Genomic DNA, 16,668 nt, shown 5'->3' with positions numbered 1-16,668 from the left:
GATACGCTGCTTCTTCTAGTTTATCGCCAGGCTCACGCTCAGAAACGGTAGCCAACGCCGACGGTAAACAGATTGACGTCACGGTTCAGGCCGCCGATATCAATCTGTGAGCCTTCATAACCCACGTCCAGCACGATATTTTCTCTGGGGGTAAACAGCAGGCCGGCGCCGTAGGCAAAGGCCGAGCCGGAGCTGGCACCGCGGCTGCCGCGCCGGCCGCCGTTACTCTGCTCCACCACCCAGGCGGCGGAGTTTTTCACATTGCTGTGGCTTAGCCCCACCAGCCCGTACATCACTATATAACGGTTTAGGTAGTAGGCCGGCCCTACGCTGTAGGCATAATAATTCAGCTCGGTTTTACCGCCGTTCACGCTGTGGTTATCGCCGCCCAGCGCGGTGAAAGAGTTCATCAGGCTCAGGGCGGACCCCCACTCGTAACGATATTTAATATTAATGCCGTCCAGGTCGCTGAAATTATCAAGCTGAGCGCGCGCATAATCAAAAATCACGGTGTGACGTTCTGCCTGCGCCGGCATAAGCGTAGATAAAGCGACAACGATAACGCCAAGCAATGCTGATTTTTTCATTCCATCATCCTTAAATAACCATTCGCTACCTGACCAATGTCATTTTTCCATTCAATCAGACAAATAGCGGTTGGCGAACGGCCATCACGGCACGAAAACGCCCTATACCTATCAGCCTGAAGGGTCAGCAAAGGGGATGATAGCCAATCAGCGCCCGGATTTCATGCGGGTAAACGCTAAAAGAAAGGGACAAAGCAACAAACGAGAATATTCATGAAAAATAAAAAGAAATCACTTAGATTAATAACAAGGCAATGTCTAAAAAACGCGTCACAGTAAAGATAAAAACTTATAAGCCATCACGAAATAAATACGAGAAGCACACAAAATAGATAAACACCCAAAACAACGCATAAAAACAGAAAATAAAAATAATGAATCACAGGGAAATTTATATTTTTCTCACTTAAAATTAAAAATACCTCTTTATTATCCTCACAGATGCGTCACATTTTATTTTCATCCTTACGGCTTACGGCAAACGGGTTTGACGCCACCCGGTCGTTCTCACACACGCTTTCACTGCCCCGCTACCTCCCTCTGCAGCGGGCGTTCCGGCACGACATCGATTTTTTCTGTTGCATAGCTAAACCGGTTCTTCTATTTTAGCTCGCCATCAACCACAGCAATAACGGGGTAAAACATGGCAAACCGTGTCTGGGTTCTGGGAGATGCCGTTGTCGATCTGGTTCCTGAAAATTCAAACAGTTATCTTAAGTGCCCCGGCGGCGCACCGGCCAATGTCGCCGTCGGCATCGCCCGCCTGGGCGGCGACAGCGGTTTTATCGGCCGCGTCGGCGACGACAGCTTTGGCGCATTTCTCCGCCAGGTGCTGAGCAGTGAAGGGGTGGATACCACCCGGATGTTCGCAGACGCCGAGCACCATACCTCAACCGTAGTGGTGGATCTGACCAACGACGGCGAGCGCTCCTTCACCTTTATGGTCACCCCCAGTGCCGACCTGTTTTTACAGCCGGCCGATCTGCCGGCCTTTCAAGCCGGCGAATGGCTGCACGCCTGCTCGATCGCCCTGTCGCAGGAGCCAAGCCGCAGCACCACGCTGGCGGCCATGGCCGCCATCCGCGCCGCCGGCGGCTGGGTCAGCTTCGACCCCAATATCCGCGAAGACGTCTGGCGACAGCCGGAGGAATTACGCCCCTGTCTGATGCAGGCGCTGTTGCTGGCCGACGTGGTGAAAATCTCGCTGGACGAGCTGTTCTTTATCAGCAATCTCAATGAGATGGATGCGGCCATCGACTGGATACTCGCCCACTTCCCCCTGCGTCTGCTGTTGGTGACGCAGGGCGGAGACGGCGTTTGCGTCCATGACGGCCGTGAACTGCGCCACTTCCCCGCTACGCCGGTAGTGCCGGTGGACACCACCGGCGCCGGCGACGCCTTCGTGGCCGGTTTGCTGGCCGCGCTGTCCGCGCTCGGCCGCCTGCCGCAGGCAGACGAATGGCCGGCAGTTATTGCCCAGGCGCAGGCCTGCGGCGCGCTGGCGACCACCGCTAAAGGGGCAATGACCGCCCTGCCGCACGCCGGTGAACTGGCCGCTTTTCTGTTGCACCCCGCCTGACGATCGCGGGGTGGGCACTCGCCCGCCCCCGCATCCCGTGATAAATGCGCGCTCGATCACAATAGCTGAATCGGGTTAGCCAACTTCATTGCCATCCTCTCCTCTTCTCGATTATCGTTCCGCCAGAAAAACCGGTTTAGCAATTTAGCAAACAATAATAATGACCTTTCTGGATGATAGAACCCATGAAAAACCTACGCTATCTGGCTGTAACGACAGGATTATTCATCGCCGGCCCGGCGCTGGCCGCCAACGACAGTATTGAGGCCCGCCTCAACGCACTGGAGCAGCGCCTGCAACAGGCGGAACTGCGGGCTACGCAGGCCGAAAAACGCGCCGCCGCCGCCGAGCGGCAAGCCCAGCGCCTGGAGCAGCGCACCGAACATGCCGAACGGCAGGCCCGGAGCCTGGAGCAGCGCACCGAACACGCCGAACGGCAGGCCCGGAGCCTGGAGCAACGCACCGCGCACGTCGAGCAGCAAAGCACGCAGCTGGCGAAGCGCAGCTCCGCAGTGCAGGACGACGCTACGCCGCCGGCCGCCGGCCTCCAGCTCACCCATTTCAGCGATCTGAAACTGTACGGCGATGTGGAGTTCAATCTCGACGGCGCCAGCCGCAGCGGCCAGCTCACCTCGCTGAAAACCCGCGACAACAAAAACTGGAAACCCGGCGATCACGAGCGCTGGGATATTAACGGTCGCATTCTGGTCGGGCTGGACGGCTACCGCCGCAACCCGGACGGCCGCTTCTCCGGCTTCCGCGTCCAGCCGCTGGCGGATATGAGCGGCAAAATGAATCTGGACGACGCCGCGTTCTTCTTCGGTAAAGAACAGGACTGGCAGGCCAAGGTCGGCCGTTTTGAAGCCTACGATATGTTCCCGCTCAACCAGGACACCTTTATCGAGTATTCCGGCAACACCGCCAACGATCTGTACGCCGACGGCTTCGGCTATATCTACATGATGAAAGAGGGACGCGGTCGCAGCAGCAGCGGCGGCAACCTGATGCTGAGCAAATACGCCGGCGACTGGTATTTCGAGCTCAACACCCTGGTGGAAGACGGCACCTCGCTGTTCCAGGAAAACAGCTATCACGGCAACACGCTGGAAAACAAAAAGAACGTCGCCTATCTGCGCCCGGTCATCGCCTGGAAAAAAGATCGCTTCAGCGCCGCGCTGGCGATGGAAAGTAACGTGGTCAACAACGCCTACGGCTACCAGAACGCCCGCGGTCAGTGGGTCGACCAGTCCAAGCGTAACGGCTACGGCATGACGCTCAGCTGGAACAGTCTGGCGGACGACGCCGAAAACGGCATCGTCGCCAACCTCAGCACCGCCTATCTGGATGCGGCCGGCGAGCAGGACTTCTCCGCCGGCGCCAACGTGCTGTGGCGCCGCTTCGAGCTGGGCTATATCTACGCCCATAACAATATCAAAGAGTTTTCCACCGACGGCATGACGGCGCAGATCGACAACCCGCTCAGCGAACCGGGACGCTATGACATTCACACCATTCATGCGTCGTACCAAATCCCCAACGTCATGAACATGCCGAACTTTAATCTGTATCTTGGCGCCTATGCCTCCATGCTGGAGGCCGACGCCGACAACAAGATCGCCAACGGCGATAACGACAAACGCTACGGCCTGCGCGCCAGATTCAAATACTTTTTCTGAACCACCGGCCGCGCGGCGGCCGGCATTGTTAGCATTTAAACGGGAGAGAACATGAACGTCACCGCAACCGCACAGGCGCTGTTGCCATTACTCGGCGGCAAAGACAATATCGCCAGCGCGGCCCACTGCGCCACGCGTCTGCGCCTGGTTCTGCTGGACGACAGCAAGATAGATAAAGCCGCCATCGAACAGCTGGAAGGGGTGAAAGGCTGCTTTAGCAACGCCGGGCAGATTCAGGTGATCTTCGGCACCGGCCTGGTGAACAAGGTGCATGCCGAATTTATCAAGGCGGCGGGCGTCAATGAATCCAGCAAAGCGGAAGCCGCCGATATCGCGGCGAAAAAACTTAACCCGCTGCAGCGCATCGCCCGCCTGCTGTCGAATATTTTCGTGCCGATCATTCCTGCCATCGTCGCCTCCGGTCTGCTGATGGGGCTGCTCGGCATGATGAAAACCTACGGCTGGGCCAGCCCCGACAATGCGCTGTTTGTGATGCTCGATATGTTCAGCTCGGCGGCGTTTATCATTCTGCCGATCCTGATCGGCTTCACCGCCGCGCGCGAATTTGGCGGCAACCCTTACCTCGGCGCCACGCTGGGCGGTATTCTGACCCATCCGGCGCTGACCAACGCCTGGGGCGTGGCCGAAGGCTTCTCCACCATGAACTTCTTCGGGCTGGAGATCGCCATGATCGGCTATCAGGGCACGGTATTCCCGGTGCTGCTGGCAGTGTGGTTTATGAGCATGCTGGAAAAACAGCTGCGCAAAGTGATCCCCAACTCACTCGACCTGATCCTGACGCCGTTCCTGACGGTGATTATCTCCGGTTTTGTCGCCATGCTGTTTATCGGCCCGGCAGGGCGCGCGCTCGGGGACGGCATTTCGCTGCTGCTCAGCACGCTGATCGCCCATGCCGGCTGGCTGGCGGGGCTGCTGTTCGGCGGTCTGTATTCGGTGATCGTCATCACCGGCATCCACCACAGCTTCCACGCCATTGAGGCCGGGCTGCTGGGCAACCCGAATATCGGCGTCAACTTCCTGCTGCCGATCTGGTCGATGGCCAATATCGCGCAGGGCGGCGCCTGCCTGGCGGTGTATTTCAAAACCCGCGACGCCAAAATCAAGGCGATCGCCGTGCCTTCCGGTTTCTCCGCCATGCTCGGCATCACCGAAGCGGCGCTGTTCGGCATCAACCTGCGCTTTGTCAAACCCTTCCTCGCCGCGCTGGCCGGCGGCGCGCTCGGCGGCGCCTGGGTGGTCGCCAATCATGTCGGCATGAGCGCCGTCGGTTTGACCGCCATCCCCGGCATGGCCATCGTGCAGGCTAACGCGCTGCTCAGCTATGTCATCGGGCTGGCGATCGCCTTCGGCAGCGCCTTTGTCATTTCCCTGCTGCTGAAATACCAAACGGACGATAAATAATGGACGCGTTAAGCCTGATGAAACACACCGCACTGGCGCTGATGCAGGGCCAGACGCGCGCCGCCGCGGATCCCCACCGCCCGCTGTGGCACCTGGCGCCCAGCGTCGGGCTGCTCAACGACCCCAACGGCTTTATCCAGCACAACGGCGTGTACCATCTGTTCTATCAGTGGAACCCGTTGGCCTGCGACCACAGCCGCAAATGCTGGGGCCACTGGCAGTCCCGCGATCTGCTGCACTGGCAGCACCAGCCGGTGGCGCTGCTGCCCGACGCCTGTTACGACAGCCACGGCTGCTACTCCGGCTCGGCGGTGGCGACGGACGACAAGATCATGCTGGTCTATACCGGCAATGTGAAATTCCCCGACGGTTCGCGCACCGCCTATCAGTGCCTGGCGCAGGAAGATGAGCGCGGTGAATACCGCAAGCTCGGCCCGGTGCTGCCGCTGCCCGACGGTTACAGCGGCCACGTGCGCGACCCGAAGGTCTGGCGCCATGGGCAGCACTGGTACATGGTGCTGGGCGCGCGCGATCTGCAGGATCGCGGCAAGGTGCTGCTGCTGCGTGCCGATGATTTACGTCAGTGGACGCTGCTGGGGGAGATCGCCGGCTCCCAACTGAACGGCCTGGGCGACTTCGGCTATATGTGGGAGTGTCCGGATCTGTTCCCTCTTGCCCAGCGCGACGTGCTGATCTGCTGCCCGCAGGGGCTGGCGGCGCAGCAGGAGCGCTATCTGAACGTCTATCAGGCCGGCTACTTCGTCGGCGAGCTGGATTACTCGACGGCGCGCTTCAGCCACGGCGAGTTTCACGAACTGGACGCCGGCTTCGAGTTTTATGCGCCGCAAACCACGCTGGCGGCAGACGGCCGCCGGCTGCTGGTGGGCTGGATGGGCGTGCCGGATCAGGACGAACAACAACAGCCGACGACGCGCTACGGCTGGCTGCACACCATGACCTTCCTGCGCGAGCTTACGCTGCGTGACGGCAAACTGTATCAGCAGCCGGTCGCCGAACTGCAGCAGCTGCGCGGGGAACTCAGCCGCTGGCAGGGTGCGGCTGACGATGCGCCGCCGCTGGCGATTGACAGCGCCGAACTGCGGCTAACGCCGCACGGCCCGTTCCGCGCCGGCTTCGGCGACGCCATGCAGCTGACGTGGGACGGCGAGCGTTTGACGCTGACGCGCAATAACCTGCGCAGCGGCGCGCCGGAACACCGCTACTGGCGCGGCGGACTCAGGGAACTGCAATTGCTGTTCGACCGCTCCAGCGTGGAGATTTTTATCAACCAGGGCGAAGCGGTGATGAGCTCGCGCTACTTCCCCGGCGAGCCGCCGATCCTGCAACTGCACGGCGACGCGCCGCTGGCGCTGCAATACTGGCCGCTGCGGCCATGCATGTTAGAATAAGGCATCCTACGATGAACATAGATGCCGTTAGTGAAAAAGAATAAACGCATAACCATCAGTGATATTGCCGGGCTGGCAGGCGTGTCGAAATCGACCGCCAGCCTGGTGCTTAATGGCCGCAGCAAGCAATACCGCGTCTCTGACGATACCCGCGATCGTATTTTGGCGCTGGCTAACGAGCACCACTACCAACCCAGCATTCACGCCCGCTCGCTGCGCTCTACCCGCAGCCATACGCTGGGATTGGTGGTGCCGGAAATGACCAACTACGGCTTTGCGGTTATCGCCCGCGAACTGGAAACCCTGTGCCGCGAAGCCGGTTTGCAGCTGTTGATTGCCTGCTCGGATGAAAACCCGGCGCAGGAGATGATGGCGGTGAACAATCTGGTACAGCGCCAGGTCGACGGGCTGATCGTCGCCTCCAGCCAGTTGAACGATGCGGAATACCAGAAGATTAACGCCAGCCTGCCGGTGGTGCAGATGGACCGGGTCATTAACGGCTCGTCGCTGCCGCTGGTGATCACCGACTCGGTGTCATCGACCGCGCAGCTGGTGGAGACGGTCGCCCGACAGCATCCCGACGAGTTCTATTTTCTCGGCGGCCAGCCGCGCCTGTCGCCGACGCGCGATCGCCTTGCCGGCTTCCGCCAGGGCCTGGAAAATGCCGGCGTCAGCGCCCGGGACGCGTGGATAATCAGCGGCAACTATCACCCCAGTTCCGGCTATGAGATGATCGCCGGCCTGTGCGCACGCCTCGGCCGTCCGCCGAAGGCGCTGTTTACCGCCGCCTGCGGCCTGCTGGAAGGAGTGCTGCGTTACCTCACCCAGCATCAGCTGATGGACAGCGATATCCACCTGTGCAGCTTTGACGACCACTACCTGTTCGACTGCATGACGCTGAAAATCGACACCGTGGCGCAAGACTGCCGCGGACTGGCGCAACACAGTTTTGATCTGGTGACGCAGTTGATCGACGAACGGCCGCCGGAACACAACGCCCTCTACCTGCCCGGCAGCATTCACTGGCGCCACGCCGGCTCGCTGGCGCTGCTCGGCCAACGCTAATCACCAAGGAGCGCTCCATGCCGCAAAACATTAATAAAGATACCCAGCTGTGCATGTCGCTGGCCGGCCGTCCCGGCAACTTCGGCACCCGCTTCCACAATTACCTGTATCAGGAGCTGGGGCTGAACTTCATCTACAAGGCGTTCACCACCAACGATATTCAGGCGGCGGTCGGCGGCGTACGCGCGCTGGGCATCCGCGGCTGCGCGGTATCCATGCCGTTCAAAGAGAGCTGCATCCCGTTCCTGGATGAGCTGGATCCGTCCGCCACGGCCATCGATTCGGTCAACACCATCGTCAACGACGGCGGCTTTCTGCGTGCCTATAACACCGACTACATTGCCGTCGCCAAACTGCTGGCGCAGCACCAGGTGTCGCCGGACACCTCGTTCGCCCTGCGCGGCAGCGGCGGCATGGCCAAAGCGGTGACCGCCGCGCTGCGCGACGCCGGCCTGCGTAACGGACATATTATCGCGCGTAATGAGACCGCCGGCCGGGCGCTGGCGCAGCAATACGGTTATGAGTGGCAAGCAGAGATGGGTAGTCTGCAGCCGCAGATGCTGATTAACGTCACGCCGATCGGCATGGCGGGCGGCGCCGAAGCGCAGCAGCTGGCCTTTGAGCCGGGCTGTATCGCCGTCGCCGAGCGGGTGTTTGACGTGGTGGCGCTGCCGGCGGAAACGCCGCTGATTCGCCACGCCCGCCAGCAGGGTAAAGCGGTGATTACCGGCGCGGAAGTGATTGCGCTGCAGGCGCTGGAGCAGTTTGTTCTGTACACCGGCGTGCGGCCGAGCGATGAACAGGTCGCCCGCGCGGCGGCGCATGCGCGCGGCTGAGCGCCGCAGATAGCAGATAAAAGAAAGGCCGGGCAATGCCCGGCCTTTTACGCTTTCTCAGGAAGTTACTTGGCAGCCCCTTCCATCCCCACCAGCCCCACCTTCAGGTAGCCGGCGTTGCGCAGCGTATCCATCACGCTCATCAGCGTGGCGTAATCCACACTCTTGTCCGCCTGGAAGAAAATGGTGGTTTCCTTGTTGGACTGGGTGCGGCTGTCCAGTACCGAGGTCAGCTGCTCCGCCGTCACCGGCTGGTCGCCGACGTACAGCTGTTTGTCAGCCTTCACCGACAGGAATACCGGTTTTTCCGGACGCGGCTGCGGCTTGGCCGTCGAAGCCGGCAAGTCGACACGGATATCCACCGTAGCCAGAGGCGCCGCCACCATAAAGATGATCAACAGCACCAGCATAACGTCGATAAACGGCGTTACGTTGATTTCGTGCAGTTCGCCGCTGTCGTCCAGATCTTCATTTAAGCGCATCGCCATAGATCACCCCGCCCGCAGCTGGTGTGCGTGCTGTGCGCGTTTGGCTTCCGCCGTCGCCGCCAGATCCAGGTCACGGCTCAGCAGCAGCAGCACCTGCGCCGCCACGTCGCCAACCTGCGCACGGTGGCCGCCGATCACGCGGGCGAAGATGTTGTAAATCACCACCGCCGGGATGGCGGCAACCAGGCCCAGCGCGGTAGCCAGCAGCGCTTCTGCGATGCCCGGTGCGACCACCGCCAGGTTGGTGGTCTGCGAGTGCGCGATGCCGATAAAGCTGTTCATAATGCCCCAAACGGTGCCGAACAGGCCGACAAACGGCGAGATTGCACCGATGGTGGCAAGGAAGCCGTTACCTTTGCCCAGCTGACGCCCGTAGGCCGCCACCCGGCGTTCAAAGCGGAAGCCGGCGCGCTCTTTAATGCCGTTGTTGTCGTTGGATTCCGCCGACAGCTCCAGTTCGTTCTGCGCGTCATTCAGCAGTACGGCGCTGATGCTCTCCGGCTGGAAGCCTTGCGCCATCTGGCTGGCTTCATCCAGCGAGCGGGCCTCGGCCAGCTGCTGATGCTCACGGCGCAGGCGACGCTTGGCGCGTGTCAGTTCGCTGCCTTTGGCAAACAGAATGGTCCAGGTGATGATCGATGCCAGCACCAGGCCGATCATTACGGTTTTCACCACCGCATCGGCGTGCTGATACATGCCCCAGACGGACAAGTCCATACCGCGCGTTTCCGGCGGCTGGACGGTCGGCGCCGGGTTGACCGGCGTCACTGACTGCGGCGCGGCGCTCGCCGGAGCCGGCGTTGCCGGCGCAGAGGCGCTCTCGGTAGCGGCCGGCTGAGTTTCCGGCGCGGCCTGCGCGCTGCCGGCCAGCCCGGCCACCAGCACCATGGACGCGATCAAACCGCGCCCGAATACGGCGCCCCACTGTCCCCGGCCAGCGCCGCGGGCTCTTTGATTCATAGTCTTGCCAGCCGTTTTCACGCTGCGCCTCCAACCATTACCGATCAAAATTAAACGAGAATTCAGCGTGCGATCATATCAAACAAATCACGGATTGATAGTAGTTATCATTATTATTTACTCAATAACGCATCCCTGGTCCAAAAAACCGTTAACCCGCGCCAGCCGCAGCTTTATCAGACGCCGCTGTGTAACATTTACCCAGTCAAACGCCAACAAACCCGTCACCGTTCAGCCGTTTTTTTAACCTCATCACGAAACACGACGGCTTTTACGTCATCACAGTGATGGCGATCAATTATTTTTAAAACGGCTTTTCAATTATGTAGCAAGCAGGTTTCAACTGTGTTTATCTTTTGTACTGACGCAGCGCGAACCCGGCCTGACGCGCCCCTTTCCGTTCCCGCTGCGTGCCTGGGATGATGAACAACAATAACCCCGATGCCCGACACTCTGGAGATCCGCGATGAAACTGCCCCACGCCCTATCAGGTTTGTGCCTCTCCCTCTGCACATTGCTGTGCAGCCAGGCCGTACTGGCGCAACAAATCAAAGCCGCCGACGTCCACCCGGAAGGTTACCCCAATGTCGTGGCGGTGCAGCATATGGGAGACAAGCTGAAAACCGCCACGCAGGGCCGCCTGGAGCTGAAAACCTTCCCCGGCGGCATGCTCGGCGACGAAAAGCAGATGATCGAGCAGGCGCAGATCGGCGCCATTGACGTTATCCGCGTATCCATGGCGCCGGTGGCGGCGATTTTACCGGAGATCGATGTGTTCACCCTGCCGTACATCTTCCGCGACGAGGCGCATCTGCATAAGGTTCTGGACGGTGAAATCGGCAAGGAGATCGGCGACAAAATCACCAACGACCCGGCCTCACGGCTGGTGTTTCTCGGCTGGATGGATTCCGGCACCCGCAATCTGATCACCAAAAAACCGGTGGTGAAGCCGCAGGATCTGCAGGGGATGAAAATCCGCGTTCAGGGCAGCCCAATCGCGCTGGCAACGCTGAAAGCCATGGGCGCCAACGCCGTCAGTATGGGCGTCAGCGAAGTGTTCAGCGGCCTGCAGACCGGCGTTATCGACGGCGCGGAAAACAACCCGCCGACCTTTATCGCCCACAACTATCTGCCGGTAACCAAAAACTACACCCTGAGCCGCCACTTTATTATTCCTGAGCTGTTTCTCTATTCCAAAGTCAAATGGGACAAGCTGACCCCGGAAGACCAGCAGCTAATCCTCAAACTGGCGAAAGAGGCGCAGGCCGAGCAGCGCACCCTGTGGGCCGCCTATAACCAGCAGGCGCTGGAAAAAATGAAGGCCGGCGGCGTGCAGTTCCATGAGATCGATCGTGAAGCGTTCTATAAGATGACCCAGCCGGTGCGCGACCAGTACGGCAAGGCGCATCAGGCGCTGATCGACCGCATCAACGCGGTGCAGTAACCCGCTCTTTTTCCCGTTTTTCGGAGGTTGGTTATGGCACATGCTTATCATCAGGCGATGGATCTGCTGTACCGTATCGCCATGTGGCTGGCCGGCGCGGCGCTGCTGGTGATGGTCGCCGTCATACCGGTCGGCATCTTCAGCCGCTACGTGCTCAATGAGGGCGCCGCCTGGCCGGAGCCGATCGCCATCTTGTGCATGGTGACCTTTACCTTTATCGGCGCCGCCGTCAGCTACCGCGCCGGCGCGCATATCGCCGTCAATATGCTGACCGACCGTCTGCCGCCGGTCTGGCAGCGTCTGTGTGGCCGGCTGGCGGACCTGCTGATGACGGTGATTAGCCTGTTTATTCTTTATTACGGCTACGGCCTGTGCAGCCAGCTGTGGCAGCAGCCGATGGCGGAATTCCCGCTGCTGAGCGCCGGCCAGGCCTACCTGCCGCTGCCGCTGGGCTCGGCCGTCACCCTGCTGTTCGTGATTGAGCGGCTACTCTTCGGCCCGCAGCACCACCGCCCGGTGGTGATGCTCGGCAATACCTGACGGAGCCCGTGCTATGGACGCCTTTATCCTGCTTGCTTCTCTCGCCCTGCTGCTGGCCATCGGCGTGCCGGTGGCCTACGCCGTGGGGCTGAGCGCCATCGCCGGCGCGCTGTGGATCGACCTGCCGCTGGAAGCGCTGATGATCCAGATGACCAGCGGCGTCAACAAGTTCTCCCTGCTGGCGATCCCGTTCTTTATCCTGGCCGGCGCCATTATGGCGGAAGGCGGCATCGCCCGCCGGCTGGTCAGTTTCGCCTATATCTTCGTCGGTTTTGTACGCGGCGGCCTGTCGCTGGTCAATATCGTCGCCTCCACCTTCTTCGGCGCGATCTCCGGCTCTTCGGTGGCGGATACCGCGTCGATAGGCTCGGTGATGGTGCCGGAAATGGAGAAAAAGGGTTACCCGCGCGACTACGCCGCCTCGGTCACCGCCAGCGGTTCGGTGCAGGCGATTCTGATCCCGCCAAGCCATAACGCGGTGATCTATTCGCTGGCCGCCGGCGGTACGGTGTCGATCGCCTCACTGTTCGTTGCCGGCATCCTGCCAGGGCTGCTGCTGTGCGTCTCGCTGATGGTGATGTGCGTCGCTTTCGCCCACAAGCGCGGCTACCCGAAAGGGGAAGTCATACCGCTGCGTCAGGCGCTGAAAATCTGCCTCGACACGCTGTGGGGTCTGATGACCGTGGTGATCATCATGGGCGGCATCATGTCCGGCATTTTTACCGCCACCGAGTCCGCGGCGGTGGCCTGCCTGTGGGCGTTCTTCGTCACCATGTTTATTTACCGCGACTATCGCTGGTCCGAACTGCCCAACCTGATGTACCGCACCATCAAGACCGTCACCATTGTGATGATCCTGATCGGCTTCGCCGCCTGCTTCGGCGCGGTAATGACCTATATGCAGCTGCCGCTGCGCATCACCGAGTTCTTCACCGCCATTTCGCAGAACAAATACGTCATTCTGATCTGCATCAACATCATGCTGCTGGCGCTCGGCACGCTGATGGATATGGCGCCGCTGATTCTGATCCTCACGCCGGTGCTGCTGCCGGTGACCAACGCGCTGGGCATCGATCCGGTGCATTTCGGCATGATCATGATGGTGAACCTGGGTATCGGCCTGATCACTCCGCCGGTCGGCTCGGTGCTGTTCGTCGCCAGCGCGGTCAGCAAGCAGAAAATTGAGGCGGTGGTCAAAACCATGCTGCCGTTTTACTGCGTGCTGTTTATGGTGCTGCTGCTGATTACCTATATCCCCGCTATTTCGCTGTGGTTGCCGCATCTGTTTGGCGTAATGGGCGGCTGAACTGCGTCTCTGCCGCCTTTTTCACGTTGCCTGTTTGCCCGTTTGCCGATAAACGGGCTTTTTTTCGCCGTTAGCACAGCGTATTCCACCTTGCGGTAGCGCAAAGGCAGTGAATAACCGTCACTTTCAATCATAGAAGTAAAAACGTCTGGATGGCTATTTCGCGACATGATACCGTAATACGCATCAAATTTTCGCAGTGAACAACCCGCAGGTAAGCCGTATGACGTCCAAAAATCTCGATACCGCGCTGATCGGCGCCGGCCGCAGCAAACGCTACACCCACGGCGCGGTCAACCCGGTGACGCAACGTGCCTCCTCGCTGGTGTTCGACACCGTGGCCGATAAAAAACACGCGACGGCACAGCGCGCCCACGGCGAACTGTTTTACGGCCGCCGCGGCACCCTGACCCATTTTGCCTTCCAGGAGGCGATGACCGAGCTGGAGGGCGGCGCCGGCTGCGTTCTTTACCCCTGCGGCGCCGCCGCGGTCTCCAACGCCATCCTGTCGTTCGTCAGCGCTGGCGACCACGTGCTGATGACCGGTTCCGTGTATGAGCCGACGCAGGATTTCTGCACGCATATTCTGGGCCGGATGAATATCGCCACCACCTATTTTGACCCGCTGATTGGCGAGGCCATCGCCGAGCTGATCCAGCCGAACACCCGCGTGGTGTTTCTGGAGTCGCCTGGCTCAATCACGCTGGAAGTGCAGGATATTCCGGCCATCGTGCGCGCCGTGCGTGCGGTAAACCCGGAGATTGTCATTATGATCGACAATACCTGGGCCGCCGGCGTACTGTTCAAGGCGCTGGAGTTCGACATTGATATTTCCATTCAGGCCGGCACCAAATACATTATCGGCCACTCCGATTACATGCTCGGCACCGCGGTTGCCAACGCCCGTTGCTGGGACCAGCTGCGTGAGTACTCCTACCTGATGGGCCAGATGGTGGATGCCGATACCGCCTATATGGCAGGCCGCGGCCTGCGCACGCTGAACGTACGGCTTAAACAGCATGAACAGAGCAGCATCGCCGTCGCCCGCTGGCTGGCCGAGCGGCCGGAAGTCGCCCGCGTCAACCATCCGGCGTTGCCTGAATGTAAAGGGCATGAATTCTATCAGCGCGATTTCAGCGGCTGTAACGGGCTGTTCTCCTTTATCCTGAAACAGCGCCTGAGCGAGGCGCAGCTGGCCGACTATCTCGACCACTTCAGCCATTTCACCATGGCCTACTCCTGGGGCGGCTATGAATCCCTGATCCTGGCGAATCAGCCGGAGGAACTGGAGGCGATCCGTCCGGCCGGCGGCGTCGACTTTTCCGGCACGCTGGTGCGGCTGCATATCGGTCTGGAGAACGTACAGGACCTGATCGACGATCTGGCGGCGGGTTTTGCGCGCCTGCAGGCCGGCTGATTTACCGGCAACCGATAAAAATCGGGCAGACAATGGGGAAAATTCTCCATCGCAAGCATATTTCTATGCGTCATTTAATGTCCGGTTACGCTAATAGAGGTACACTAATCACCATCATATTTGCTTCGTAAGGTGAACCTGGCGCAACGGGACAGAAAATGGATGTATTGAAAGAGATTGTTCACGCGCTTTGGCAACAGGATTTTACGGCTCTGGCCGATCCCAGCGTGATTTGGGTGGTTTATGCGGTGCTTTTTATCACCCTGTTTTTGGAAAACGGACTGCTGCCGGCGTCTTTTCTACCCGGCGACAGCCTGCTGCTGCTGGCGGGCGCCTTAATCGCCAAAGGCGTGATGTCCTTCGTACCGACCCTGATTATTCTGACGCTGGCCGCCAGCCTCGGCTGCTGGCTCAGCTATCTGCAGGGGCGCTGGCTGGGGCATACCAATCTGGTCAAGGGATGGCTGCTGCAACTGCCCGCGCAGTACCACCAGCGCGCACACGTGCTGTTTCACCGTCACGGTCTGACGGCGCTGCTGGTTGGACGCTTTCTGGCGTTTGTCCGCACGCTGCTGCCCACCATGGCGGGCATCTCCGGCCTGAGCAATATGCGCTTTCAGTTTTTCAACTGGCTGAGCGCCCTGCTGTGGGTGGTGTCGGTGGTCGGCCTGGGTTACGCCTTCAGCCAAATCCCCCTCGTCAAACGCTATGAAGACCAGGTGATGGCCGGCCTGATGATCCTGCCGCTGGCGTTGCTGGTGTTCGGGCTGCTCGGCGCCATGCTGGTGATTTGGCGTAAAAAACGTCAGGCCTCCTGAACCTCGCCTGACGGCCGCGCAGCCGGCCGTCAGGCGGCGTAGTTATCCCGCACCCGCGCCACTTCATCGCTCGGCGTCACGCCGAAGAAACGCTTAAACTCACGGCTGAACTGCGAGGCGCTCTCATAGCCCACCCGCATCGCCGCCGTACTGGCCTTCAGACCGTCGTGCAGCATCAGCAGCCGCGCCTTATGCAGACGGTAGGATTTCACGTACTGCAGCGGCGAGGTGTTGGTCACCGCCTTAAAGTTATGGTGGAACGCCGACACGCTCATATTCACCTCGCTGGCCAGCGCCTCGACGCTCAGGCTCTCCGCATACTGCTTTTCAATACGCCGCAGCGCCTTGGCGATCTGGCTGAAGTGCGTATGCCGGCTGACCAGCTCCTGCAGCGAGGCGCCGCTGTGGCCGCACAGCACGTAATAGAGAATTTCACGCACGATCTGCGGCCCCAGCACCCGCGCATCCAGCGGCTTGCTCATCACGTCCAGCAGCCGCTCGGTGGCGCACAGCATCTCGTCATGCAACGATGCGCAGTTGATGCCGCTGCTCTCGCCGTGCGGCGCCGTCAGATAGTCATCATCGCCGATATCAATCAGCAGATCCTGCAGCATCTGGGTATCAATGCGCACCGAGATCCCCACCAGCGGCTGCTCAGGGTTGGCGAAGGTTTCGCACTCAAACGGCAGCGGCAGCGTCATCAGCAGATAGTTGCGCGGATCGTAACGGAACACCTTGCTGCCGCAGAAGCCGACCTTGTGCCCCTGAAAAATGATGACAATACTGGGGTCATACATCACCGGCTGGCGCGGATAATGCCGGTCAGCGTACAGAATGTTTACCTGCGGCACCGGCGACGGCGTATAGCCGTTACCCACGGCAAAGCGCGCCGCCTGCTGCGCCATCCGGTACCGAAGCTCGTCAATGTCGCTCATCCCGCCTCCGATTTGGTTAAGATTTACGCCTCACAAATAGTAATAAAACAGCGCTTATTTCTACAGAGTTTTGTAGAAATAGGCAAACACCAGGCAGAAATGTGCATTGTTAAGCCGCCGGGCGTCGCTGACAATAGTCCCTACAAATTAGCGGGCGCCATCTTCCCTATAGGTTTAGGCAAGCCG

General features: G+C 60.1%; 15 protein-coding genes. 11 read left to right on the top strand and 4 right to left on the bottom strand.

Annotated elements, in window-relative coordinates; translation table 11 throughout:
• Positions 1-38 precede the first annotated feature (38 nt).
• Positions 39-587: an Ail/Lom family outer membrane beta-barrel protein gene (locus tag HF675_RS03095; protein ID WP_111736351.1), complete on the bottom strand. Its 549-nt coding sequence runs from the start codon at positions 585-587 to the stop codon at positions 39-41.
• 643 nt (positions 588-1,230) lie between these two features.
• Here HF675_RS03095 and HF675_RS03090 point away from each other — a divergent pair.
• The 6 genes from HF675_RS03090 (at position 1,231) to HF675_RS03065 (ending at position 8,574) form a co-directional block, all read left to right on the top strand.
• A complete protein-coding gene (locus tag HF675_RS03090; RefSeq protein ID WP_187044019.1) occupies positions 1,231-2,166 on the top strand; it encodes an aminoimidazole riboside kinase in 936 nt (311 codons plus the stop codon).
• A gap of 185 nt (positions 2,167-2,351) precedes the next feature.
• Entirely contained in the window at positions 2,352-3,842 is a 1,491-nt protein-coding gene (locus HF675_RS03085) for a carbohydrate porin (protein ID WP_187044018.1), read from the top strand.
• Between the two features lie 51 nt (positions 3,843-3,893).
• Positions 3,894-5,264: a sucrose-specific PTS transporter subunit IIBC gene (locus tag HF675_RS03080; RefSeq protein WP_105232635.1), complete on the top strand. Its 1,371-nt coding sequence runs from the start codon at positions 3,894-3,896 to the stop codon at positions 5,262-5,264.
• Positions 5,264-6,673, top strand: a complete 1,410-nt coding sequence (locus HF675_RS03075) for a sucrose-6-phosphate hydrolase (protein WP_187044017.1) — start codon at positions 5,264-5,266, stop codon at positions 6,671-6,673. The genes HF675_RS03080 and HF675_RS03075 overlap by 1 nt, the downstream gene beginning before the upstream one ends.
• Positions 6,674-6,694: 21 nt before the next feature.
• Entirely contained in the window at positions 6,695-7,738 is a 1,044-nt protein-coding gene (locus HF675_RS03070) for a LacI family DNA-binding transcriptional regulator (RefSeq protein ID WP_105232637.1), read from the top strand.
• 17 nt (positions 7,739-7,755) lie between these two features.
• Positions 7,756-8,574 carry a shikimate 5-dehydrogenase gene (locus tag HF675_RS03065; protein ID WP_187044016.1) on the top strand — a complete coding sequence of 273 codons (819 nt, stop codon included), beginning with the start codon at positions 7,756-7,758 and terminating at the stop codon, positions 8,572-8,574.
• 65 nt (positions 8,575-8,639) lie between these two features.
• Here the strand turns inward: HF675_RS03065 and exbD are convergent, their stop codons facing one another.
• Together exbD and exbB are read right to left on the bottom strand one after the other, a co-directional pair.
• Positions 8,640-9,062 carry a TonB system transport protein ExbD gene (gene exbD, locus HF675_RS03060; RefSeq protein WP_105232639.1) on the bottom strand — a complete coding sequence of 141 codons (423 nt, stop codon included), beginning with the start codon at positions 9,060-9,062 and terminating at the stop codon, positions 8,640-8,642.
• Between the two features lie 3 nt (positions 9,063-9,065).
• The gene (gene exbB / locus HF675_RS03055) at positions 9,066-10,043 is read right to left on the bottom strand and encodes a tol-pal system-associated acyl-CoA thioesterase (protein WP_105232640.1); all 978 of its coding nucleotides are present in this window, start codon (positions 10,041-10,043) and stop codon (positions 9,066-9,068) included.
• Positions 10,044-10,488: 445 nt separating this feature from the next.
• Between exbB and HF675_RS03050 the strand changes: the two genes are divergently transcribed.
• The 5 genes from HF675_RS03050 to HF675_RS03030 all read left to right on the top strand — a co-directional run bounded on the left by HF675_RS03050 (position 10,489) and on the right by HF675_RS03030 (position 15,547).
• Positions 10,489-11,466 (top strand): TRAP transporter substrate-binding protein, encoded by a 978-nt coding sequence (locus HF675_RS03050; protein WP_187044015.1) that lies wholly within the window; start codon positions 10,489-10,491, stop codon positions 11,464-11,466.
• A 33-nt stretch (positions 11,467-11,499) separates the two neighbouring features.
• Positions 11,500-12,006 (top strand): TRAP transporter small permease, encoded by a 507-nt coding sequence (locus HF675_RS03045; RefSeq protein ID WP_105232642.1) that lies wholly within the window; start codon positions 11,500-11,502, stop codon positions 12,004-12,006.
• Positions 12,007-12,019: 13 nt separating this feature from the next.
• Positions 12,020-13,312 carry a TRAP transporter large permease gene (locus HF675_RS03040; RefSeq protein WP_105232643.1) on the top strand — a complete coding sequence of 431 codons (1,293 nt, stop codon included), beginning with the start codon at positions 12,020-12,022 and terminating at the stop codon, positions 13,310-13,312.
• Between the two features lie 223 nt (positions 13,313-13,535).
• On the top strand, positions 13,536-14,729 hold the full coding sequence (gene metC / locus HF675_RS03035; RefSeq protein ID WP_105232644.1) for a cystathionine beta-lyase: 1,194 nt from the start codon (positions 13,536-13,538) through the stop codon (positions 14,727-14,729).
• Between the two features lie 158 nt (positions 14,730-14,887).
• Positions 14,888-15,547, top strand: coding sequence for a DedA family protein (locus tag HF675_RS03030; protein ID WP_105232645.1), 660 nt, complete (start codon positions 14,888-14,890; stop codon positions 15,545-15,547).
• Between the two features lie 29 nt (positions 15,548-15,576).
• Here the strand turns inward: HF675_RS03030 and HF675_RS03025 are convergent, their stop codons facing one another.
• Positions 15,577-16,482 carry an AraC family transcriptional regulator gene (locus HF675_RS03025; RefSeq protein ID WP_105232646.1) on the bottom strand — a complete coding sequence of 302 codons (906 nt, stop codon included), beginning with the start codon at positions 16,480-16,482 and terminating at the stop codon, positions 15,577-15,579.
• Positions 16,483-16,668: the final 186 nt, after the last annotated feature.

This window comes from Serratia sp. JUb9, from assembly GCF_014298095.1.
Classification (GTDB): Bacteria; Pseudomonadota; Gammaproteobacteria; order Enterobacterales; family Enterobacteriaceae; genus Serratia_B; species Serratia_B rhizosphaerae.
Note: the sequence above shows the minus strand (reverse complement) of the source record. Positions and strands in the feature narration are given on the sequence as shown.

Bases quoted from the DNA above. Each gene is read 5' to 3' on its own strand.
- HF675_RS03040 (WP_105232643.1), top strand. From the start codon at position 12,020: ATGGACGCCTTTATCCTGCTTGCTTCTCTCGCCCTGCTGCTGGCCATC.
- HF675_RS03085 (WP_187044018.1), top strand. From the start codon at position 2,352: ATGAAAAACCTACGCTATCTGGCTGTAACGACAGGATTATTCATCGCC.
- HF675_RS03030 (WP_105232645.1), top strand. From the start codon at position 14,888: ATGGATGTATTGAAAGAGATTGTTCACGCGCTTTGGCAACAGGATTTT.
- metC (WP_105232644.1), top strand. From the start codon at position 13,536: ATGACGTCCAAAAATCTCGATACCGCGCTGATCGGCGCCGGCCGCAGC.
- HF675_RS03095 (WP_111736351.1), bottom strand. From the start codon at position 587: ATGAAAAAATCAGCATTGCTTGGCGTTATCGTTGTCGCTTTATCTACG.
- HF675_RS03025 (WP_105232646.1), bottom strand. From the start codon at position 16,482: ATGAGCGACATTGACGAGCTTCGGTACCGGATGGCGCAGCAGGCGGCG.
- HF675_RS03090 (WP_187044019.1), top strand. From the start codon at position 1,231: ATGGCAAACCGTGTCTGGGTTCTGGGAGATGCCGTTGTCGATCTGGTT.
- HF675_RS03080 (WP_105232635.1), top strand. From the start codon at position 3,894: ATGAACGTCACCGCAACCGCACAGGCGCTGTTGCCATTACTCGGCGGC.
- HF675_RS03050 (WP_187044015.1), top strand. From the start codon at position 10,489: ATGAAACTGCCCCACGCCCTATCAGGTTTGTGCCTCTCCCTCTGCACA.
- HF675_RS03065 (WP_187044016.1), top strand. From the start codon at position 7,756: ATGCCGCAAAACATTAATAAAGATACCCAGCTGTGCATGTCGCTGGCC.
- HF675_RS03045 (WP_105232642.1), top strand. From the start codon at position 11,500: ATGGCACATGCTTATCATCAGGCGATGGATCTGCTGTACCGTATCGCC.
- exbD (WP_105232639.1), bottom strand. From the start codon at position 9,062: ATGGCGATGCGCTTAAATGAAGATCTGGACGACAGCGGCGAACTGCAC.
- HF675_RS03075 (WP_187044017.1), top strand. From the start codon at position 5,264: ATGGACGCGTTAAGCCTGATGAAACACACCGCACTGGCGCTGATGCAG.
- HF675_RS03070 (WP_105232637.1), top strand. From the start codon at position 6,695: ATGCCGTTAGTGAAAAAGAATAAACGCATAACCATCAGTGATATTGCC.